Raw genomic sequence first — 22,637 nt, forward strand, 5'->3', positions numbered from 1 at the left:
AAAATTAATTTTTTATATTATAGATAAGTTTTAAAATTTATAAAAAAATGAATAATTTAGTTTTTATCTAGAATTTTATATAAGAATTTATCAATGTCATGATAGTGAATACTATTATATATGGTTAACAAATTGATAAAATAATAATACTGGTCTCATTTAAAAAATATATGACATTATATTCCTTTATATTTATTTTGAAAAATTAGATTAACTCTTCTCAGAGTAACTGGATGTTTATTAGGAGATTTTTGATAAATGTCTACTCTAACTTTATTACCAATAGAAAAACAATATCCTCATATAAATAAGTCATCTCATGAAGAAATTTCTCTAAGAGATCTATATCATAGTATCTTAATCAAAGATTTTTCTAAATATGGACGAACAGTAATAAAAAATTTGCGAAAAGAAAAACCAGAACAATATTTGCATCTTATTTCTCAAATTTTGGTAAAAGAAAATACAAAAAAAGAAGATACAGATAATGGAGATCAATTAACAGATGAACAGATATGTGAAATCATCCGATCTCTTGAAAAAGAATTGCAGATTTTCTCGGATTCTAAAAACAAAGATGTTTATGCTTCAAAAATTAAAAATAAAGCGTAATTTTCGGCGTCTTGATTTTTACCAACCTTATGAAAAACAAAAACTTTTCCACCCATTAGGAAAAATAGCGCGTGAACGTCTTGTTATGGCTGGAAATCAACTGGGAAAAACTTTGGCAGGAGCTGCTGAAGCAGCAATGCATCTAACCGGTTGTTATCCTTCATGGTGGGTAGGTCATTGTTTCCTAAATCCAATTGTTATGGTAGCAGGTTCTGTATCATATGAATTAACACGTGATGGTATTCAACGTCTTCTACTGGGGGAGCCTATGTCTCCAGATCAATATGGAAGTGGTATGATTCCTGCAAGTAAAATTATTAATATTACAAGACGTGCAAATATTGCAGGTGCATATAATACGGTAACTGTCAGACATGTCTCAGGAGGAGTGTCTGTTTTATTATTAAAAGCATATGAACAAGGTAGAGAGATAAATGGCAATCAAATACAGTTAACTATGTATGGTTCGATGAAGAACCTCCAGAAGATGTATATTTCGAAGGACTAACTCGTATTAATGCAACAAAAGGATTGGTTTCTTTAACATTAACTCCATTAAAGGGAAGATCCCAGATTATTGAACATTACATATCGTCTTCTACACAAGATAGACAAATCATTCGCATGACTATTGATGAAACACCTCATTATAGTGAGCAAGAAAAAAACAGAATTATTAATAGCTATCCCCTTCATGAAAGAGAAGCAAGAACAAAAGGAGATCCTATATTGGGATCTGGACGTATCTTCCCTATTATAGAAGAAGATATTATCATCAATTCTTTCGATATTCCAGAAAATTGGCTACAAATAGGAGGAATGGATTTCGGTTGGCATCATCCTTTTGCTGCTGTACATCTAGTCTGGAATAAGGAATCAGACGTGATATATGTTGTTAAAAATTATAGATGCAGAGAACAAACTCCTATATTCCATGCAGCAGCTTTGAAATCTTGGGGAAAATGGTTGCCTTGGGCTTGGCCTCATGATGGATTGCAACATGACAAAGGTTCAGGTGAACAATTAGCCGTACAATATCGTTAGCAAGGTATGAAAATGTTGCCAGAATGGGCAAAATTTGATGATGGAAGTAATGGAGTCGAAGCAGGTATATTAGATATACTAGATCGCATGAGATCAGGACGGTGGAAAGTATTTGCAGAATGCCAAGAATGGCTGGATGAATTCCGTCAATACCATCGTCGTGAAGGGAGAATAATCAAAGAAAAAGATGATCTTATCTGTGCTAGTAGATATGCTTTGATGATGAAAAGATTCTCTATTTCTAAGCCTGTATGTTATTCTTGGAAATATACTCCAAGAAAAGTAATATGAAATCATATCTATATAAATACTATGAAATTTCATGAATATAATATTTTTTAAAAAATACTTTTTTATAAAACGATAGATAGCATTTAAAGCATTTTTAAATTTAAAAATTTGGAAACTTTTATCTTAATTTCATTTTTAAAAATGGTTCTTTAATTTCATAATTTAAATAAGAAGTTTAAAATCAATGAGCATGTGTGATAAAAAAATAAATTTTTCAAATAAAATATCGCATTTGATTGCAGATGCAGAAAAAATGCTTGCGGAAAGACAACAGTCATATATTCGTTCACAAGAGTATTATAATGGAATTATGCGTGATGTGATATCTGTTTCAGGCCATTCTTCTGTTGTATCATGTGATTTGCGTTCTGCAATTCGTAAAATTATGCCTTCTATTTGTAGAGTATTACTTACTGGACATAAGTTTGTCGAATATTCTCCTGTAAGACAAGGAGATGAAAAAATGGCTGCTGCTGCGAGTGATTATGTTAATCATATCATCTTCCCAGAAGCAAAAGGACGTGATGCCGTTGAAAATGCTATCTATGATTCTTTATTATCTGGAATAGGTATTTTAACTTGGAGATATGAGTTACAAGAACTGTGTACGACAAGCTTACATACTGGCCTTGATGAGAATTCTTTTATCATGCTTATAAATGATCCTGATGTAGAGGTATTAGAACATTCTAAAAGAGAAGATGAAGGAGAAAAAGTGCATGATATTAGAATTCGTCGAAAGTATTCTAAAGGAAAAGTATGTATTGATGCTGTTCCTCCTGATGAATTTCTAATACATCCTCATGCAATTGATATTGATAAAAGTCCTATTGTTGGGCGTAAATTATATCTTACACGTTCTGATCTTATTTCTATGGGATATGATCGTAAGCATGTTAATAACTTATCTTCTGCATTTTCACATAATACTGAAAATATATGGCAATTCCAACAATATCATAATTCTGAAAAAGCTCTTGAACTTATCGAATACTATGAGTTATACGTCACCGTTGACTATGATGACGATGGAATAGCAGAACTGCGTCGAGTAATTATGGCGGGTGGAACAGAAAATGATAATATTCTTTCTAATGAAGAATGGGATGAATTACCTTTTACATGTTTGCGTGCTATACGTTCGTTCACCACATTCTTTTGTGGGTGACAGTTTATCTGAATCTATTATAGAAATTCAAAAAATTAAAACTGTTTTATTGCGCCAGACTTTAGATAATCTTTATTGGCAAAATCAACCCCAAACAATCGTTCAAGAAGGATCAATCGTTGATCCAGAAAGTGTGCTCAATCCTCAATTTGGAAAGCCTATTCGAGTAGTACCAGGAATGGATATTCGCAGTGTTTTGGGTATTCATAGTGTGCCAATGATTGCAGACAAGTCTTTTTCAATGTTGAGCTATTTAGATCAAGAATTAGTAGATCGTACAGGTATTTCAAATATATCTTCTGGATTGTCGCCAGAAGTATTAAAAAATATGACTGCAACTGCAACTTCTTTGATTGAACAAAGTAGCATAGGATAAGTAGAACTAATCGTTCGAACATTGTCGCAGGGATTAGAAATGCTTTTCAGAGGATTATTGAGGTTGATTATTCAACGCCAAGATAAAGTCCGAATGGTTAGACTCCGTGATCAATGGATTTCATTTGATCCTCGATATTGGAATGCAGAAATGGATGCAAAAGTCAATATAGGATTAGGATCAGGCAATCGTGAAAAGGATATCGCGATGGTTTCTCATCTTTTATCTATACAAAAAGAACTCATGGGAACATTTGGTTTAAACAATCCTTTTGTATCCACTACAAACTTATATAACGGTATCGCATGTCTTGCTGAAGCAATAGGGGTGCAAAATATCAATGAATACTTTAATAAAACCAGATTTAGAAAAATCTTTTACTAGTTATGCTAACAATGAAAAAATAAATAATTTACAATTTGAACAATTCCTTGCTTATACTCGTTTACAAGCAGAAATGGAATTAAAACGTTCAACAATACAGGCCGAAATAGATATAAAAAGACAAAAATTAGAAGCAGAGTATTTATTAGAAAAAAACTTAAAATTGCATCATAAGAGTGTATTGCCTCAACAAAATACCCTTTAAAGTAATGATTTAAAATCATCATCATATTTTAAAAGATTTAATCAAATTATTATTCTTTATAATAAATATTTTACAAAGGAAACTATTATATTATAAATTCGGATAGCCAGTTTTCGGATATAGAATTGACGCATGATCAATCTACAACACCTTGGATCTTTGCAAATAATTCTTTAGAACAAACTAAAGATAACAATAACAATCTTGAAAAGACCATAATAAGTAAAATTGATTATGATCAAGTGTATTTTCCTATACATGATGAAGGTCATTATAAATCAAATATCCAAATACATGAAGAAAAGCAAATAGATAAGATTAGTATTAATGATTTAGATGATCAAAATGATATACAATCAGAGGAGCAATTTAATAGAGATACAAATAAAGAACATTCGAATGACGATGTTCAAAAAATTAATGATTTAAATGAAATATCTCTTGATAATGGTGAAAAAATCACAATTGGAGAGCTAAAAAATGGATATAGTCAACATAAAGAATATCTTTCGCAACAACAAGATATTATAGAACAGAAAAAAAATATCCAAAATCAAGCAAAAATTTTGGCAAATAGTTCTAAAGCATTGGCACAATTAATAAATCATCATATCCCTGATAATCCTGATCCTGTTTTAGAAAAAACAGATTCAGAAACATATCATCGTATTCTAAATTTGAGAAAAAATGCTTTGGATATCATAAATCATTTCGTCGAAACAGGACGAAATCCTGATAACATTGCTAATGAATTAGATTCAGAAATCCTAGAAAAAAAGTTGGAAACTGAAAATAAAAAATTAGAAAGTATTTTCCCTCAAACAAAAGATCCAGAACAGCGACAGTGTTGTTTTAAAAATATATTTAAAATAGGAAATGTTTTGGGATTCCAAGAAGAAGAAATGAAAAATATTATAGATCATAGATTACTTTCTTTGGCTCATTATGCAAAAATAGGATGGCAAGCTCGAAAAACATCTGAAGATGCTTATCATAAAATTAAAAACAAACCTTCTGTTAAGATTACAACTAATAAAGCTAAAAATCATAATCTTCATCGAATATTTTCTCAGGAAAAAGCAATGCAAAAATTGCATCAAACTGGATCTATTTACGATGCCTTGGAAATAGATTTTATATAAAAAAATAAAAAACCAAAATACATAATCGAATAATACTCGATTTTATGATGAGATATACTTAGGTTTTGAGAAAAAACGTGCTTCAATCATCTCATATCTTTCTTCTGTAAAAATATAGATAATTTATAAAACATTACATTTTTAAAGGAAAATTTTTTAGACATGGCTATTGTTAACAACACATTTATTACTTCTTCTTCTAATAAAGAATCTTTGTCGGATGTGGTTTCACGTATCACTCCAGAAGATACTCCTATTTATTCAATGATTAAAAAAGGAAATACGAATTCTATACATCCAGAATGGGTTGTAGATGATCTTGATTCTCCGGGAATCAATGCGCAATTAGAAGGAGATGAATACAGTTTCGAATCAATTACTGCTCCAGAAAGAATAGGTAGTTATACTCAAATTATGCGTAAAAGCTGGATTATTTCTGGCACTCAAGAAGCTGTAGATGATGCGGGATACATATTAAAATATAAGGAACAAAAACTAAAAAAAGCATTAGAAATTCGCAAGGATGTTGAATTCGCTATCGTTAGTTCACAAGGATCTCAAAAAAAATCACCACGTAAAATGGGTTCTTTGAGTAGTTGGATAAAAACAAATGCTAGTAGGGGAAATGGAGGAAGTTCTGGAGGATATGATAATGTAACTGGAATTACTAAAAATCCAAAAGACGGACAACAAAGATCTTTCTCAAAACAACTTCTTGATGAAGTAATGCAAGAAGGATATCAAAATGGAGCTAATTTTCGACATATTATCGTTTCACCATTTGTTAAAAGTGAATTTGTTAGATTTATGTCTGATCCTAATGTTGCATCTTTTAGATATGCTGCATCTGGCAAAAGTAATAATAATACTATTGTTGCAACTGCCGATATATATGATGGACCATTTGGAAAAGTAATGGTACATCCTAATCGTGTTATGGCAAGCAATTCAGAAACTGCTAGAAATGCTTTTTTAATTGATCCTAATACGTTGGAATTCTTATGGTTACGTAAGATTCACGAGGATAAAAATATTTCTAAAAATGGAGATGCCAATAAAGGAATATTGATTGGAGAAGGAACTATAAAAGTTAAAAATGAAAAAGCTATAGGTATAGTTGCTGATCTTTTTGGTCTCTCAAAAACAACTTAAGAAAGATATAAAAATGGATATCTATGATGGTTCTTGGAAACTAATAAGTTATGATCCGGAAACAGGTAGGACAATTTGGTATGCATCAGATAATCAACAAGATGTATATAGAATTGATTATCCTGTATCTCAAGTTATGGAAATTAATCATGCTTGTGCAATAAATAATGGGAAAAAAAATAGGGATTGGCAAAGAATAGCTAGTATTCCTTTAAGTATTTTAAAAAACTCTCATCTCCTTCAAGCCCATACTGAAGGAGATGATGCCTGGGTGAATAAGTGGCTCAATAACAAAGATAACGCTTCTTGGCGTACTTCGGAAGGATACGTATAAAATGGCAAAAGATTATTCTTCTTTATTAATTGATGTGAGTAATTATTCAGAAAAAAAAGGTTTTACTGGTCTTTTTAAGGAATTCCTTCATAGAATAGAAGTAAAAATAAATCGTGAATTGCGTTTGCGCGAAATGGAAAAAAAAGCAGTTCTTTCTCTCGTTGAAGGATCAGTAGAATTGCCAGACGATTATATAGAAATTCGTTTTCTACAAGATAGTAATGGAAATAAATTAGATCATCTTCCTTTAAGTATTTCTATGCAAAAGAAAAAAGGATACATCATTACTGCAGATTCAATTTGCGTTTTGCCTATCTCTTCTGAAGATGTTGTTCTATATTATTATTCTTGTATTCCACCTTTGACAGAAAGTAATCCTGTCAATTGGTTGTTGCATAGAGCTCCAGATCTTTATCTATATGGTTTGGTAGAAGAAGTTGCTTTGTGGGAACAAAAAATAGATAAAGCTTCTACTGCTGGTGCTTTATTCAAACAGTCCATAAAACAATTACAGCAAAATGATACTCGTTTACGTTGGGCTGATAACTCTTTAAACCTTGGTAGATGAACTCCATGAATATATTAACATTATTAAATAATATTTGTGATTTAGTCGGTTTATCTAAATTTGAAACAATTTATCAAAATCAAGATGATAACACAGCTCTACTTGTATCTTTATTGCAGCAATCAGGCGACGAAATATGTTTGAAAGTTGATTGGCCACAGTTATTGCGTGAAATACAAATAAATCGTTTTCCATTTTCTCTTCCTCAAGATTTTCAAAGATCTCTTTTGGAAGGTGCTATTAAAGTATCAGATTCTTCTTTTGCTCGTCCAGTAAGTAGTATTTTTATTGGGATATAGTTAAAGGAATTTCGCATACTCCTTGGTATTGGATTGATGGTCGCATGATAAATCTTTCCGTTAATTCTTCTTCTATTTTTCGGTATTTCTCTAAAAATTGGATAGTAGGAAATAATAAAAAATCAAAAAATATTATCAGTGAAGATGAAGATACTACATTATTACCAGAGGATTTATTGATCAAAAATGTTATTTGGCGTTGGCGTCGTGCACAAGGTTTAAGTTTTTCTGATTACTTACGAGAATTTGATACAGCTATTGATATGGAAGCGATCCTTTGTTCTGGAGGATAAAATGTCTCATTCCCTTGAAAATAAATACTCTGATCAAATGAAGAATACCTCAGTAGAAAATATTTCTTTGGAAAATCAAAATTTCTTATACTTTCCTATTGAAAAACAACAATTACAAGAAAATGAATTTAGTATTTTGCGTAATTTTTGGCCTGATACAAAAGGGCCAATTATAAGAGGAGGATGCAAAAAAATATGTAAACTTAGCTGTAATAGTAGTATTACCTCTGCTTTTTCATATAAAAGTAACAAACTACAAAGGGTATTCATCACCAATAACCAAGAAATATATGATGTTACAAACTATTCTACCATACAATCAGAAAATTTATGTGTATCAAACATGAAATCTGGAGAATGGATTACATTTCATTATACAACTTCAGAAAAAACTTTTTTGATTGCGTTAAATGGTCAAGACGAAAGACAAGTTTATGATGGAAATGAATGGAAGTCAGATAATACTAAAATAACATTTAATGAACATAATAAAAATAATCCTATATATTTTTCATATGGATGGATTTTTAAAAATCGTCAATGGTATATCGAATTAGATAGTATGGATGCATGGTATCTACCCCCTAAATCTTTAGGTGGTGTAGCCAAATTTTTTCCTTTGGGAGGAGTAATGCAAGAAGGAGGAGAATTGCTTGCGGGATTCTCATGGTCAAATGAAAGTGATGATGGATTGTCTACACTTTGCATTTTCTTATCTAATCTTGGAGAATTAGCTGTTTATGGTGGAGATGATCCTGATGTAGAATCTTCTTTTTCGCTTAAAGCTATTTCATATTGGACGTCCATTAGGGAAAAAGCAATCGTCTTTGTGAAAAACGATGTATTGATTGCAACAAAAAATGGTTTGATTTCTATAAGAAATACTATCTTACAGGAAAACAAAAATAATTTGCCTTTATCTTGGCCTATTCAAGAAGAGTGGGAACAAGCAGTCATGGTAGCTCCAACAGGATGGTCGATGACTTTATGGGAGGAAAAGAATATGTTGTTGATTAGTTATCCTCAAAATTCTATTTCATCTCATAAAACATTCGTTATGAACGTGGATCATAATAATCGATGGGCTAGTTTCCATAATTGGTTTACTAAATCTTATGTTGTTTCAAATGAAAATCTCTTTTTTGGAGATTATGATGGAAATTTTTGGCAAGGTGATGTCACTGGATCAGATAATATGCAGCCTTTTACTGCTGTGTATCTTTCTCCTTTTCATGAAATTGATCCTCGTTTAGGATTTAAAAGAAAATCTTGTGTCGCCCATATCTCTCTTCTATCTTGCCAACGTCCATATATCAAATTATTTTCCCGATCTAATTATGATTATACTTATCCTGACTTCTCAAAAGAAACTATTAATAATCATTTAGTGAACAATTGTATATGGGATAATTCTTTATGGGATGAAGTTAAATGGACAGATGAAGTTTCCTTTACAAGAAAGAAACTATTTAATTTTTGTCAAAATGTAGTTGCTTATGGAAATTTTTTAGCAGTCGGTTTTGTGATTGTCTCTTCTGGACAATTTATCAACGATATCCAAATTAAAAATGCAAAATTATTAGTTGAATAAGGGCATAATAAAATGACAATTATTTGGGGTGGAAGTACTAGACCGGCAATTAATCAGTTAATTTCGGACTTTGTTGCAAATCGTATTAAGAATTGTTCTAATGGTTGGAATCAATTTGTTTCAATGGGAGTTTTGAAGAACAATAACTTAATAGCAGGGGTTATATATCATAATTACTGTTCAATATCACGTGTAATAGAATTATCAGGAGCATCTGATTGTAAATCATGGCTGAGTCGAGAAATATTGAAGGAAATTTATAGTTATCCTTGGAATCAGTTATATTGTCAGGCAGTAATTCACCGTATTCCTGATGAAGATTATCCTCAACACCGTATGCTTACTTCCTTAGGGGGAATTAGATATCGTATCCCACGTTTGAGAGGTAGGGATGAAGCGGAAAATATATATGTTATTACCTATGAAAATTGGATGAAAAATAAGATTAATCAACGATCTTTAGTTTGTCATTCATTTTAATTTTTTTTAATATTTTTTAAAAAATATTCATTCTGATTATTTCAGAATTTTTTCTGTGATTTTTTTTGATTATTCATTGCAGATACTATTTATTTTATTTCTAGTAAAACAATAAAAATACAATTTATATTAATTATTTAGTCATACTGCAATTACACTACTAGCGATTGCAAAAAACACTTTCTGATTTATTTTATCTAAAATTATGAGGTTTTTATATGGGGCAACAACAATCGCCTTCTGCTCCTGATCCTAAACTATTTCTTCCCAGGAATTATCGGGGAATATTACTAATTCTTTGATTAATGCGCATAGAGAGAATATGGATTAGATTACACCAGATAGTATCTTAAAGTATAAACAAGATGGTATAGATAAAATAGTGGATCCTTTTATTGGTCGAGAAATATCTATGCCACACTACGTCCAAGAATATTCATTGCATCCCATCCAACAAGATATTCATGATCGAAAAAATATGAATAGTCTTTTATTATCGGATCTCCTGAATCAGAAGATAAAAGATCTTTTTCCTAATAATAATAACGTTAATATTAAGAAAGATGTTTTTACTATGATTATCCTATAAGTGAATCTCATCAATATGAAAAATCTTTTTTAGATCGTTTACAGCCATTATTAAAAAAAGATCGTGAAGATTTAGAAACAAAATTATATAATAAAGGATTTAATCCAGGATCTGTTGCTTGGAATAGATCAATAGATGAAATAAATAGAAAATCAAATGATTTACGACTATCTGCATTTTTAAAAGCTGCTGAGGAACAAGATCGTTTAGATAATATACAAGCTAGACGTGCTTATTTTCATAATCTTGCTCAAGCACAAGAAGAGCATCAGAAAATTGCTAAAAAACAGCATTCTTTTCATGAAATTATGTCTATTATGCAGAGTATTAATCCATATAGATTTTCCGTACCTATCAAACATCCAACACCTATTGCCAATATTGATTATTCGAAAATAGCTCAAGATGCGTATAAGAATAAATTATTAGAATGGAATGAAAATCAAAAAGAATTATATGATACAATCAATACTGGTGTTAAATTGATGCCTATTGTTTCTGATCGTCGAATGAAACGTGATATCAAACCTGTAGCAAATCTATATCAATATCGATATCTATCAGATCCAAAAAATATACAACGAATTGGTGTAATCGCACAAGAAATTAATAAGATTCGCCCAGATTTTATTATTGAAAATAATCAAGGAATACAATCCGTTGATTATGGTCGTCTGTTTAATGTTGCAAAAATAAAGACAAAAAATAAAACGCGATTTGCACAACAAAAGTTCATTATACGAATAAATATAAATCTCAAAATTATCATATTTTTTTGTTGTGTGGTTCTGGCTATCAAAAAATATTTTTGTCGTATGATTTTAATCGCTATTTTTTTTTAAAGGAAAATAAATGCCTCGTATTAGAGAATTGTATACTCTGCCAATTGGATCTAAGGCTTATCCTAATAGTAATATTAGTAGCAGTGCTTATAATAATCTATTAGAAGACCTAGCTTTTGATAACAATTGTCCTCGTCCTATTTCAGCAGGTGGAACAGGTGCAAATAATGCTGTTCAAGCTTGTATTAATTTAGGTATAGACAATGCTAGTAATCTTACCAAAGGTAAAATTATTGAAACTTTATTACCTTTTTTACCTGTACAACAAGGAGGTGGAGAAGGGCAATTAAATAATAAAATATATTTGGGTTGGAATGGAATGCAACTCATGTTGCAAGTTGATTTAACTTCAATGGGAGAAGTTTGGACATCGAAATTAGCTCCTATTGCTTTGCAAAGTTTAGCTGAACACGCTAAAAAACCAGATCATATTGTTTATACTAGCGATTCTAATGAATATTCTTCAATTCCTTTTCATTCTTTTATAAAAGAACTATTATCTTGTAAGGATGATGAAATATTACATAAAATAATTTTCAAAAATGGTGCTAAATTTTATAAAGGTTCCCAGAAAATTGCCGAATTTATGGATGATGGAGATATAATGAATTGTAATCGCCAAAAAACGGTATGGCAAGGAATTGATATTGCTCAATATACAGCTAATGATGCAATAGAAAAAGCAGAACAACGATATATTAAAAAAACTACAGTTTTAAATATGATGAGAGGTCCAGGATATATTTACTTTGATACTGATAATGGTGCTGTAGGATGTAGTTTTTTTCTATCTGATGAAAGATTGAAAAAGATACATGGAAAATCATCATTTTCTGTACTAGAGAGTATTGAAAAATTCAAGTTTATAGATTTCAATTATCTTCCTGAAAGTGGGATGGATCCTTCATTGCGATATAATGTTGGTTTTTCCGCAAATAATTTAAAAGATATCAATGAATTATTCGTTGAGACAATTGGTGATTATATTACGCCTAATCCTACTGTTATTATCCCTTATCTCGCAAAAGCATTACAAGAACTTTTACAAGAAGTAAAACAAAACTACGTAATATTATTGATAAACAAAATGAATTGCATCAAGAGCTATCTTAATAAATTTTATGGATCAAATAGTTTCTATGAAATTTAGTTCATAAGTCATTTAAAATTTACGCAATTGCTTAATAGTAACAATAATTATTTTATTATTTACTTCTATTTTTTAATTATCAGTTTTTCTTATTTAAAATAGTCTTATTAAATATGATTATACTTTCTCGCTAAAATTGAATTATTCATGTTATTGACTGTCTTTATTTTATATTGTGACAGTACATCTTTTTTAATTTTTAAAAGAAATAAATTTTCGGGGATCATTTCATTCATTAGGAGTGATGTGTTCCATAATAAAATAATTTTAGAAGAACATAATATTGAATAGGAAAAATCATTATACAATTAGGAAAGGTTATTGAATGAACTACATAATGAATCTAGTTGAAATATTTCAGCCTGTAGTAGTATTGGGAATTTCTCTTGTTATTCTTATAATCGTTAAAGGAATTGTAGAGCCTTTAAAAAATTTATTAAAATTAACTGAAGAAACCAAGCAATTAGAAATAGAATCTGTACTACGAGATAGTTTGCATAAGGCTGCAAGTAATGCTTTAAGTTTTGCTATATCAAAGTTTCAATCTTCTGAAATTACTCATGAAACTATTAAATTAGCACAAGATTATCTTCGCAATAACAACCCTGATGCTGTAAATCAGCTAAATCTAGATGATCGTAAACTTAACGATATTATTCTTTCAAAAGCAAATTCATTTTCAAATTATTCTGATAATTCTACTACTAAAAATGAAATTGCTAATAATATTATAAAAAATTAATAGCATACTTTTGTATTATTAAAGAATAAAATAAATATGCAAAGTAAAAATTATTATTTTAGATAGTTCCTATGAATCTATAATAAATTTAATTGAATTGCATATTTTGATCCTCCCTCCTAAAAAGAGGGAGGATAATAATAATAATTTAATTATTCTTTATGTATAGAATGTTTTTTTTATCATAATAATTAAATATAATTCTTATTAGTAATTCAATTACATAGAATATTTTTTATATTAATGCATAAATAATTATTACAATAATTATTATATACAATTTTTTTAAAAAATATTACATAAATACTTGTTAATAAATTATATACAACAAAAATATACTAAATATTATTTATATTTTTTAATCATAATACGATTAATTTCTTTTGATTTTATGTATTATATAGTAGCTTATACTCGGTTTTTTTAAAGTTATTATGACTTATACTAAGAACATGTTAAGGAGATTAATAATGAATAATGTAAAATATAACAAGTATTTTGGTAGTACTATTACTAAAATGCTATTAAGCGGATTGTTTTTAGGATTAACTTCTTCTGCAGTAATGGCTAATAATTATTTCTATAGTGCTCCTCCTAAATTTGATGTTTATAATTCAAATTTCTCAAATTTTAGAGGATTATATGCAGGTGCTAATTTTGTTAAGAAATACTCACAATATCCTATTAGTATTAATAATATTTATTTGAAAGATATTGTTACGGGTTATGATTTCCAAGATGGAAGTTTAGTTTATGGTTGGTCATCTAGTACAGATGCTGATTTTTTAAGAACTGAGTATAATATGAACAATGTGTCCACTTCATTATTACTACGTAGTGGTTTTACTTTTGATAATTCAAATTCTTCTCTTTTTCAAAATACTCTTTTATATGGTTTTGGAGGAGTACGTGTAAGAGAGATTGAATCTATAAAAAGTATAAATGATCTTTTAACAAGAAATCTAGTAGATAAAGTTGTTGGTGTAGGAATTGAAAAGAAGATTGCTGGTTTTTTATCACTTCGTACTGAATATGGTTTTGCATTAGCTAAGGGAACTTGTTTGTCATTAAGTGACTGGAGAAAAGGAGACTTTAAATTAGGTGCAGTTGTGCGTTTCTAATTTATTCCATTGTTAATTACAAAATAAAATTTTTTGATCCTCTCCTGATTTATAAAAAGGGTAAGGATCTTTGTTACGTTTATATCGTATTTTAATAAATCATTATTAGTTTTGTTTTATTGCAGGAATAGGACGTGTTTATAATATATAACCTATAATTTTTGATATACTTTTAAAATTAAATTACGATCATTGCTTATTTATAACTTATTTCTATTTTAATAGTTTAAGAAAAATATTTTCTCTAATAAAAGCATTAATTTATATTTTTGACTGAAGAATTTATTTTTATTCTTTGGTATAATATTCTTTATTGTGCGGTAATTATTATGCAATTTAATTGTTATTGAGATTGCATTTATATATTAAAATCATTTTTCTATATTACACTTGGAGAAAATATGCAGAAAATTTCCTTACGATTTCCAGATGATTGGCATTTACATTTACGTGATGGGGAAATATTAAAAACTGTTCTCATGGATACTGTGAGGAATTTTAAAAGATCTCTTATTATGCCTAATACTAGTCCTCCGATTATTACAACCTATGATGCAAGATGTTATCAAAAGAGAATTTTAGATGCAGTCCCTGTAGGATTTAACTTTTCTCCTTTGATGACTATATATTTAACCAATAAAACAAATCCAGATGATGTGGAAGAAGGATTTGCTTCTGGATTAGTTAAAGCAGTAAAACTATATTTTGCTGGAAGTACTACAAATTCTCAACATGGTGTAAGCAGTATTGATAGTGTAATGCCTGTATTGGAAAGGATGGAAAAAATAGGAATGCCACTGTGTATTCATGGAGAAATACCTGATAAGGACATTGATTTTTTTGATCGAGAATTGGTTTTTATAGAGAATATTTTAGATCCTTTACGTAATAAGCTACCAAACTTAAAAATTATTCTTGAACATATAACAACTTCAAATGGAATTGACTATGTTAACAAATCTTATAACATCGCAGGTTCTATTACTATTCATCATCTTATTATTAATAGAAACGCAATGTTTCATAATGGTCTTAATCCACATTATTACTGCCTTCCAGTTCCTAAAAGAGAGGAACATCGTATTGCTCTTCGTAAAGCAGCCGTTTCTGGTAATCAAAGATTTTTTCTTGGCACTGATTCTGCTCCTCATTTAGATTCTTCTAAAGAATCATCTTCTGGTTGTGCTGGTATTTATACCGCCAAAAACTCTCTTAGTTGTCTTGCACAAGTATTTGAACAAGAAAATAAATTAGAAAATTTAGAAAAATTTGTCAGCATCAATGGTGCAATATGGTATGGAATGCCATTAAATAAAGGTAAGATATCGTTGATCAAACGTAAGAAACCCATTGTCTTTGATGAAAAAATTGAAACGCCTATTGGATCTATCACGATTTTTAATCCAAGATTTCCATTATATTGGGAAGTAGCTCTTAATGATGATCTTTAAAATATTTATATAATGGTTGACTCATATAGCATCTATCTGACATAGATAGTTCGTGTTTTTAGTATTATTAGAAGGATTTTATTATTAAGCAGTGATTCTTAATGATTTTTCAGAACAAAATTTAACATCAGAGTTAATAGCTAAGATTCTTTTTGAAATTAAAGCTGTTAATTTTTCCCCTAAAAATCCTTATCGTCTTACTTCAGGAATTGTTAGCCCCGTATACATAGATTGTCGAAAACTTATTTCGTTTGTGCGTGCTCGTTCAACGATTATGGATTTGACTGCAAAATTTGTATTGCGAAATATAGGATTTGAATCTATTGATATTATTGCAGGTGGAGAAACAGCAGGAATTCCATTTGCAACATTATTGGCTGAACGTTTGAATTTGCCAATGATATATATAAGGAAAAGAGTAAAAGGTCACGGTAAAAAATCTCAAATAGAAGGAAATTTTTTCAAAGGAGCGCGTGTTCTTATTATAGAAGACCTAATTACTCTAGGTAGTTCAATGTTTGATTTTATTAAGGTTATTCGTGGATCTGGTGGAATAGTTCAAGATGGAATTGGACTTTTTTATTACAATATACTTCCTGAAGTTTTAGAAAGATTTCGTGAAGATAATGTAAAACTTCATTATCTTTCTACATGGAAAGATGTTTTAGAAATATCAGAAAAACTAAAAATTTTCAACCAAGATGTTTTACAAGAAGTACGTTGTTTCCTTGACAGTCCTATGAAATGGTCAGAAAAAAACGGCGGTGCTGGAAAAATAGATTATAAAAAATAATGTTATCATTATGTAACTTATTTTATTTATTATCAAAAAATACTTATTTTCAAGGCTAGTAAAATAAAAATTACAGCAGATATACGATTTTGTATCTTGATAATCTTAGGACTAGAAAATAATTCTCTCAATTTACCACTTATAATAGCGTAAATTAGAAGAACTATACTATCAATAAATACTAACGTAAACGACAAAATAAGAGATTGTGGAATTAAATCACGACTCATATTTAGATATGCAGGAACCATAGCAATAAAGAATACCCATGCTTTTCCATTTGTAAAATCTGTAATAAAACCTTTGGTAAAACGTTCTAATTTGCTAGACATAGGAATCTTATCTAAAGGAAGATCATTAAAGGGAGAATTCCAAGTGCTCCAAGCAGAATATAACAACCAAAAAGTTCCTAGTACTTTAATAACCATCATTGCATAGGTCAAATTAGATAAAAATTTTGTTCCTAAAGTAACTGACAACATCAAGATAAATACTGCTACTTCTTGTCCTAAAATTAGAATTCTAGAAGGGCGCCATCCATGTTGTAATGCGTTATTAATGGTAAGAATATTACCCGGACCAGGAGCGGTAGTAATTACTAGGCAGAAAATCACAAAAGAAATCCATGTTTCAAAACTCACACTTTATTCTCCTTTTTACTTTATTTTCATTATTATATTATAGAGAAAATAGTATCTTGAAAAGTAACAACCGAAAATTTCATGTTTTTAATGAATTTATAAATCACTATTTCAAAGAATTACTTTATATTCTTGTATCTCATTAAATACGAAAATAGTATTTAAAAATCGTGATTTTATTACCTATAATAGATTATATTATTTTTTGCAATAGTAATTTACACTTTTGCATAATTTAAAAATAATATTCAAAATATACCTAATATAAACATTGTTGTTTTATTATTATGCACTTATTTAATATATTACTAATAATATAATTTAAAATTATTAATAAAAATACTAATAATATATTTTCTATTATTGTGATTTATATGAAATACAAAAAATGATATTTAACAAGTTACGTAAGATGAAAAAAATAATTATACTTAAATAAAATCATAGTTAGTATTAAAAAAATATTTTTTTTTGAAATATATTAGATAAAAATCTAATACTATTAATTTATTCCTAATTTTTCTTTTACTATTTTTTGTACTATATTAGGATTAGCTTTTCCTCCAGTAGTTTTCATTACTTGTCCTACAAACCATCCAATTAAGTTAGGTTTTTTTGCTATTCGCGCAACATTGTTGGGATTAGCATTAATTACATCATCAACAATTTTTTCTATAGTAGAAAGATCATTTACTTGATGTAATCCAAGTTCTCTTACGATTTCTTTTGGATTTCCTCCTTTTTCCCATAATATATTAAAAATATCCTTTGCAATTTTTCCTGATATCGTGCCATCAATGATTAGGTCAATCAATTCTCCTAATTGATTGGGAGCAATAGGTGTATCTTCGATATTTTTTCCTGATTTATTCAGTGCACCTAAAAGATCATTGATTACCCAATTTGCGGATATTTTTTTATCACGATTCGTTGCTAATTTTTCAAAATAATCTACTATTGATTTATCAGAAACTAAAACGGAAGCGTCATATAGAGAAATACCAAATTCTTTTACAAAACGTTCTATTTTGGCATCAGGAAGTTCAGGAATTTGTTTTTTAATTTCTTTTATAAAGCTTTCATCAATTTCCAATGGGAGTAAATCTGGTTCAGAAAAATAACGATAATCATGAGCATCTTCTTTAGTCCGCAAAGAACGAGTTTCATTCTTTGATGGATCAAATAAACGAGTTTCTTGCTTAATATGTCCTCCATCCTCAAGAATTTCAATTTGTCGATGCGCTTCATATTCAATAGCATTACCTAAAAAACGAATAGAATTTACATTTTTAACTTCACAACGAGTACCCAATACATCTCCAGGACGGCGAACAGAAATATTTACGTCAGCTCTCATTGAACCTTCTTCCATATTTCCATCGCAAGTTCCTAAATAACGTAATATACTACGTAATTTTGTTAAAAAAGACTTTGCTTCAAGCGAAGAACGCATATCTGGCTTGGTAACTATCTCCATTAGTGCTATACCCGAACGATTGAGATCAATACGAGAAATCGATGAATACTGATCATGAATAGATTTGCCAGCATCTTGTTCCAGATGAATACGTTCAATTCCTACTTCTATTGTTTTGAATTTTCCTGATTTATCTGGGCCTATAGAAACATAAACTTTACCTTCTCCTATAATTGGTTCATCATGCTGTGAGATCTGATATCCTTGAGGAAGATCTGGATAGAAATAATTTTTTCTTGCAAATACAGAGCGTTTGTTAATATGAGCATTCAAACCAAGACCTGTCATAACAGCTTGTTTAACACAATTACTGTTTAATATAGGTAACATTCCTGGCATTGCTGCATCAAAAAAACTTACTTGCGTGTTAGGTTCAGCTCCAAATTTAACAGATGCACCTGAAAATAATTTTGAAACAACAGATAATTGAGCATGCACCTCCATTCCTATAACGACTTCCCAATCTCCTGTTGCACCAGATATGAAAGACTCTGAACGAATTACACGTGTATCAAGTGAGACCATAACGAACCCTTAAAACAGTAATGATTACAAAAAAAACAATCAACAGTAATAGTACTTTGAAACCAATTTAATATTTATTACACAATCATCTACATTATAGAAGACGTTTTATTGTGCAAAAAAATTTATTACATTTAAAAATATATCAAAAATCTATTTGTATTATTACCACCACTTATGAGGTCGAAAGTATCCTGCTTCTTTTTCTATGATGTTTCCTACGCTAAAAAGCATTTCTTCACTAAATGGTTTCCCTATTAACTGTAATCCTAGAGGCATTTTTCGTTCGCATAAAGACGCAGGTATAGAAATAGCTGGTAATCCCGCCATATTAACAGCAACTGTAAAAACATCGTTATAAATATGTCCCATGGAACCAGAATTATTTTCTTTTTTGCCTAGAGTAAAAGCTGATGTTGGTGTAGTGGGTGTTAAGATAACATCAACACCTTCATTAAATACATCTATAAAATCACGCTTGATAAGTGTTCGAATTTTACGTGCTCGTAAATAATGAGAATTATATTTATTATAAGAAAGAACATAAGTACCAATCATAATACGATGTTTGACTTCTTTACCGAATCCAATAGAACGGGTTTTTTCATACATTTCAATAATATCTTTACCTTCTATACGAAGACCATAACGAACTCCATCATAACGAGCAAGATTAGAAGAAGCTTCTGCTGGAGCAATAATATAATAAGCAGGTAATGCATATTGGGCGTGAGGCAAAGATATATCAACAATTTTTGCTCCTGCATTTCTAAGCCAAGAGATTCCTTGCCGCCATGTTTTTTCAATATTATTTGGCAAATTATCAATATGATATTCCTTAGGAATACCAACAGTAATTCCTTTGATAGATTTGCCAATTGCTAATTCGTAGTCAGGAACTGGTAAATCAACACATGTTGCGTCATTCTGATCGTGTCCTGCAATTGCTTTTAATAAAATTGCTGAGTCTCTAACAGAACGAGTAATGATGCCAGCTTGATCCAGAGATGGCGCGAAAGAAATAATACCCATACGAGAACATCTGCCATAAGTTGGCTTTATTCCTACTGTTCCAGTAAAGGATGCTGGTTGACGAACTGATCCTCCTGTATCTGTTCCTATGGAACCAGCACATAAAAAACTAGCAACCGCTGCAGATGATCCCCCTGAAGATCCTCCGGGTGTAAATTTTTCTTCAGAACCAACTATTTTCCAAGGAGAAATAACAGGGCCATAATAAGATGTTTCGTTTGAAGATCCCATTGCAAACTCATCCATATTAAGTTTACCCAACATTATCGCTCCATTATCCCATAATTTTTGCGTAACTGTTGATTCATAATTAGGTATAAATCCTTCAAGAATACGACTGCACGCCTGCATATGAACACCTTTAGTGGCAAAGCAATCTTTAATTCCAATAGGAATTCCTTCTAAATCTCTTGAATTACCATTTATAATTCGTTTATTTGATTCTTCTGCCGCTGCAAGAGCTTCTTGAGCAACTATTTTTACATAAGCATTAATTTTACTGTTAGAGCTTTCAATAGCTTTAACATAGGAATCAACTAGTTCTACGGCAGAAATATCCTTTGATTTTAATCGATCTCTAGCTTCTGAGATAGTCATAAAATTTAATTCTGACATTTCAATAAAATCTCCATTATAAAATTAGCCTATAAAAGTTCTCATATTATTCATTACTCTACGGCTTTAGGTACAATAAAAAAATTATCTTCAACTTGGGGAGCATTTGACAAAATATATTCCGCTTTCCCGCCATCAACGACAACATCAAATCTATGCATCATTTTCATAGGAATAACAGAGGTCATAGGTTCTACACCTTCGACATCAACTTCTGTAATTTTTTCCAAGACATTCAACGTACTGTTAAGTCCTGATAACAATAATGGTATTTCTTCTTCTTCTACTAATATACGAGAAAGCTTAGCGATACGTTTTACATCTGATACATCAATTAACATCTTATGAAATCCTCATCTCAAATGCATTTTGATAATGAGAAGAAAACAATCTTCTTAATATCTATTTATAATAAACTGATAGCTACAATAATTATAAAAAAATTATCTGTGCTATCTGTGAAAAAATATCGTTATAATTCAATACATATATCGATTGATTGGTATAAGGAATAAAGAAGAATAACTCAATACTCTTACTTAATAATTTATAAAATCAAACGCAAAAGAAGGCACTATTAAGATGTCAATACTTCTTATTGAAGACTTGGTCAAGTATCTTAAACCGAATCAACCTATAGCATCTATTGATTTAGGAACGAAAAGAATTGGCATTGCTATTTCTGATCCTAGAAGGAAATTTGCACATCCTCGTCCATTTATTGCCAGGAAAAAGATTACACAAACAGCATTAGAATTACTGTCTTTTGCTAAAAAAGAAAATATTGCAGCTTTTATTATTGGGCTTCCATTGAATATGAATGGTTCAGAAGGTTCACGCGTACACTCCACCCGTGCTTTTGTGAATAATATGATAGATAAAAAAGTATGTGTGCCTTTTGTTTTTTGGGATGAGCGTTTGACTACAGTATCTGCACAACAAATTTTGAGAGATATGGACGTTTCAGAAAAAAAGCGTACTCAAAAAGTAGATTCAATCGCTGCTTCTCTTATTTTGCAAGAAGTTCTTGAGAGAGTTTCTTGTTTAGAATTATCGAAAGAATGAACAAATGATATTAAATACATGATTCATTGAAAATTATTTTTATTAAAATAAAAAAACAAATAATGTATTTATACTTCCTTATAAAACATTTTTATTACAATTAGTATTGTGAAGGTAAAGTAGGAGTAAAATATTATCTTTTAGAATTATCTTCTAATTTTTCTTCTTTATTATTACCAAGAATTGATTTTGCAAAGTTATATGCAATTTTTGCTCCATTTAATGAATGTTTTTTAAAATCACGAATGATTTTTTTCCATAAAACACATACTTCTGGTTTTTCATTACAGATATTTTTTGCATAACTAACAGTACCTTTTGTAGCAAAAATCAAATCTTGTATTTCTGTTTGATTTCCTTCGACATTATTTTCTAAAGAAGACTGTGGATATACATTAGATATAATGATTAAGAATATTGATATCCAAAAAATCCTTTTTGCAATACAAAACATCTTTTTCTAACATCCTTGGTCTGTTTTTTAAATTTAATTTATATACTAAATTAATGGACGTATTATATTATATTAATAAATATGATTATACAAAAGTTTTTTTATAAATAAAATTTAAAACATATTATATTTATATTGTAACGATTGTGAAAGACGATTTGATATATTAAATTTTTTGATATTATTATTTATGAAATGAAT

24 protein-coding genes and 2 pseudogenes are annotated in these 22,637 nt (G+C 29.6%); 21 read left to right on the plus strand and 5 right to left on the minus strand.

Features of this window, described 5'->3' with window-relative positions:
- The first annotated feature begins 258 nt into the window (after positions 1–258).
- From GY664_RS00900 to GY664_RS01000, 20 genes and pseudogenes are all read left to right on the plus strand, one after another.
- Positions 259–612, plus strand: coding sequence for a hypothetical protein (locus GY664_RS00900; protein WP_333947582.1), 354 nt, complete (start codon positions 259–261; stop codon positions 610–612).
- Positions 578–1,947: pseudogene (locus GY664_RS00905) on the plus strand (terminase large subunit domain-containing protein). Before GY664_RS00900 ends, GY664_RS00905 begins: the two are co-directional and overlap by 35 nt.
- Before the next feature lie 184 nt (positions 1,948–2,131).
- Entirely contained in the window at positions 2,132–3,115 is a 984-nt protein-coding gene (locus GY664_RS00910; RefSeq protein WP_333947583.1) for a portal protein, read from the plus strand.
- Positions 3,054–3,875: pseudogene (locus GY664_RS05090) on the plus strand (portal protein). The gene GY664_RS00910 and the pseudogene GY664_RS05090 overlap by 62 nt, the downstream one beginning before the upstream one ends.
- Positions 3,832–4,080, plus strand: coding sequence for a hypothetical protein (locus GY664_RS00925; RefSeq protein ID WP_333947586.1), 249 nt, complete (start codon positions 3,832–3,834; stop codon positions 4,078–4,080). The pseudogene GY664_RS05090 and the gene GY664_RS00925 overlap by 44 nt, the downstream one beginning before the upstream one ends.
- Before the next feature lie 125 nt (positions 4,081–4,205).
- The gene (locus GY664_RS00930; protein ID WP_333947587.1) at positions 4,206–5,222 is read left to right on the plus strand and encodes a hypothetical protein; all 1,017 of its coding nucleotides are present in this window, start codon (positions 4,206–4,208) and stop codon (positions 5,220–5,222) included.
- A gap of 162 nt (positions 5,223–5,384) precedes the next feature.
- On the plus strand, positions 5,385–6,374 hold the full coding sequence (locus GY664_RS00935) for a DUF5309 domain-containing protein (protein WP_333947588.1): 990 nt from the start codon (positions 5,385–5,387) through the stop codon (positions 6,372–6,374).
- A gap of 13 nt (positions 6,375–6,387) precedes the next feature.
- Entirely contained in the window at positions 6,388–6,708 is a 321-nt protein-coding gene (locus GY664_RS00940; RefSeq protein WP_333947589.1) for a hypothetical protein, read from the plus strand.
- A gap of 1 nt (position 6,709) precedes the next feature.
- On the plus strand, positions 6,710–7,276 hold the full coding sequence (locus GY664_RS00945) for a phage adaptor protein (protein WP_333947590.1): 567 nt from the start codon (positions 6,710–6,712) through the stop codon (positions 7,274–7,276).
- Between the two features lie 5 nt (positions 7,277–7,281).
- Positions 7,282–7,575 (plus strand): hypothetical protein, encoded by a 294-nt coding sequence (locus tag GY664_RS00950; protein ID WP_333947591.1) that lies wholly within the window; start codon positions 7,282–7,284, stop codon positions 7,573–7,575.
- 44 nt (positions 7,576–7,619) lie between these two features.
- Positions 7,620–7,868: a hypothetical protein gene (locus GY664_RS00955; protein ID WP_333947592.1), complete on the plus strand. Its 249-nt coding sequence runs from the start codon at positions 7,620–7,622 to the stop codon at positions 7,866–7,868.
- Position 7,869: 1 nt separating this feature from the next.
- On the plus strand, positions 7,870–9,459 hold the full coding sequence (locus tag GY664_RS00960; protein ID WP_333947593.1) for a hypothetical protein: 1,590 nt from the start codon (positions 7,870–7,872) through the stop codon (positions 9,457–9,459).
- Positions 9,460–9,471: 12 nt separating this feature from the next.
- Positions 9,472–9,939 (plus strand): hypothetical protein, encoded by a 468-nt coding sequence (locus GY664_RS00965; RefSeq protein ID WP_333947594.1) that lies wholly within the window; start codon positions 9,472–9,474, stop codon positions 9,937–9,939.
- A 382-nt stretch (positions 9,940–10,321) separates the two neighbouring features.
- Positions 10,322–10,528, plus strand: a complete 207-nt coding sequence (locus tag GY664_RS00970) for a hypothetical protein (protein WP_333947595.1) — start codon at positions 10,322–10,324, stop codon at positions 10,526–10,528.
- Between the two features lie 308 nt (positions 10,529–10,836).
- Positions 10,837–11,370, plus strand: coding sequence for a tail fiber domain-containing protein (locus GY664_RS00975; RefSeq protein ID WP_333947596.1), 534 nt, complete (start codon positions 10,837–10,839; stop codon positions 11,368–11,370).
- Between the two features lie 10 nt (positions 11,371–11,380).
- On the plus strand, positions 11,381–12,520 hold the full coding sequence (locus tag GY664_RS00980) for a tail fiber domain-containing protein (protein WP_333947597.1): 1,140 nt from the start codon (positions 11,381–11,383) through the stop codon (positions 12,518–12,520).
- A gap of 325 nt (positions 12,521–12,845) precedes the next feature.
- Positions 12,846–13,262 (plus strand): hypothetical protein, encoded by a 417-nt coding sequence (locus GY664_RS00985; protein WP_333947598.1) that lies wholly within the window; start codon positions 12,846–12,848, stop codon positions 13,260–13,262.
- 470 nt (positions 13,263–13,732) lie between these two features.
- Positions 13,733–14,383 (plus strand): CLIBASIA_05150 family virulence factor, encoded by a 651-nt coding sequence (locus GY664_RS00990; RefSeq protein WP_333947599.1) that lies wholly within the window; start codon positions 13,733–13,735, stop codon positions 14,381–14,383.
- A 401-nt stretch (positions 14,384–14,784) separates the two neighbouring features.
- Positions 14,785–15,834: a dihydroorotase gene (gene pyrC, locus GY664_RS00995; RefSeq protein ID WP_333947600.1), complete on the plus strand. Its 1,050-nt coding sequence runs from the start codon at positions 14,785–14,787 to the stop codon at positions 15,832–15,834.
- 91 nt (positions 15,835–15,925) lie between these two features.
- Entirely contained in the window at positions 15,926–16,627 is a 702-nt protein-coding gene (locus GY664_RS01000; RefSeq protein ID WP_333947601.1) for an orotate phosphoribosyltransferase, read from the plus strand.
- Positions 16,628–16,659: 32 nt separating this feature from the next.
- Here GY664_RS01000 and GY664_RS01005 read toward each other — a convergent pair whose 3' ends face one another.
- The 4 genes from GY664_RS01005 to gatC all read right to left on the minus strand — a co-directional run bounded on the left by GY664_RS01005 (position 16,660) and on the right by gatC (position 21,258).
- Positions 16,660–17,268, minus strand: coding sequence for a LysE family translocator (locus GY664_RS01005; RefSeq protein WP_333947602.1), 609 nt, complete (start codon positions 17,266–17,268; stop codon positions 16,660–16,662).
- Between the two features lie 502 nt (positions 17,269–17,770).
- Positions 17,771–19,270 carry an Asp-tRNA(Asn)/Glu-tRNA(Gln) amidotransferase subunit GatB gene (gene gatB / locus GY664_RS01010; RefSeq protein WP_333947603.1) on the minus strand — a complete coding sequence of 500 codons (1,500 nt, stop codon included), beginning with the start codon at positions 19,268–19,270 and terminating at the stop codon, positions 17,771–17,773.
- A gap of 165 nt (positions 19,271–19,435) precedes the next feature.
- Complete coding sequence (gene gatA / locus GY664_RS01015) at positions 19,436–20,917, minus strand: Asp-tRNA(Asn)/Glu-tRNA(Gln) amidotransferase subunit GatA (protein ID WP_333947604.1); 1,482 nt, start codon at positions 20,915–20,917, stop codon at positions 19,436–19,438.
- Between the two features lie 53 nt (positions 20,918–20,970).
- Complete coding sequence (gene gatC, locus GY664_RS01020) at positions 20,971–21,258, minus strand: Asp-tRNA(Asn)/Glu-tRNA(Gln) amidotransferase subunit GatC (RefSeq protein WP_333947605.1); 288 nt, start codon at positions 21,256–21,258, stop codon at positions 20,971–20,973.
- A 241-nt stretch (positions 21,259–21,499) separates the two neighbouring features.
- Here gatC and ruvX point away from each other — a divergent pair, with 241 nt between their 5' ends.
- Entirely contained in the window at positions 21,500–21,982 is a 483-nt protein-coding gene (ruvX, locus tag GY664_RS01025; RefSeq protein WP_333947606.1) for a Holliday junction resolvase RuvX, read from the plus strand.
- Positions 21,983–22,115: 133 nt separating this feature from the next.
- On the opposite strand, the gene GY664_RS01030 is transcribed toward ruvX, so the two are convergent.
- On the minus strand, positions 22,116–22,436 hold the full coding sequence (locus GY664_RS01030) for a DUF5330 domain-containing protein (protein ID WP_333947607.1): 321 nt from the start codon (positions 22,434–22,436) through the stop codon (positions 22,116–22,118).
- Positions 22,437–22,637 lie beyond the last annotated feature (201 nt).

The sequence above is a fragment of the Candidatus Liberibacter brunswickensis genome (assembly GCF_036858155.1).
Taxonomy (GTDB): Bacteria; Pseudomonadota; Alphaproteobacteria; order Rhizobiales; family Rhizobiaceae; genus Liberibacter; species Liberibacter brunswickensis.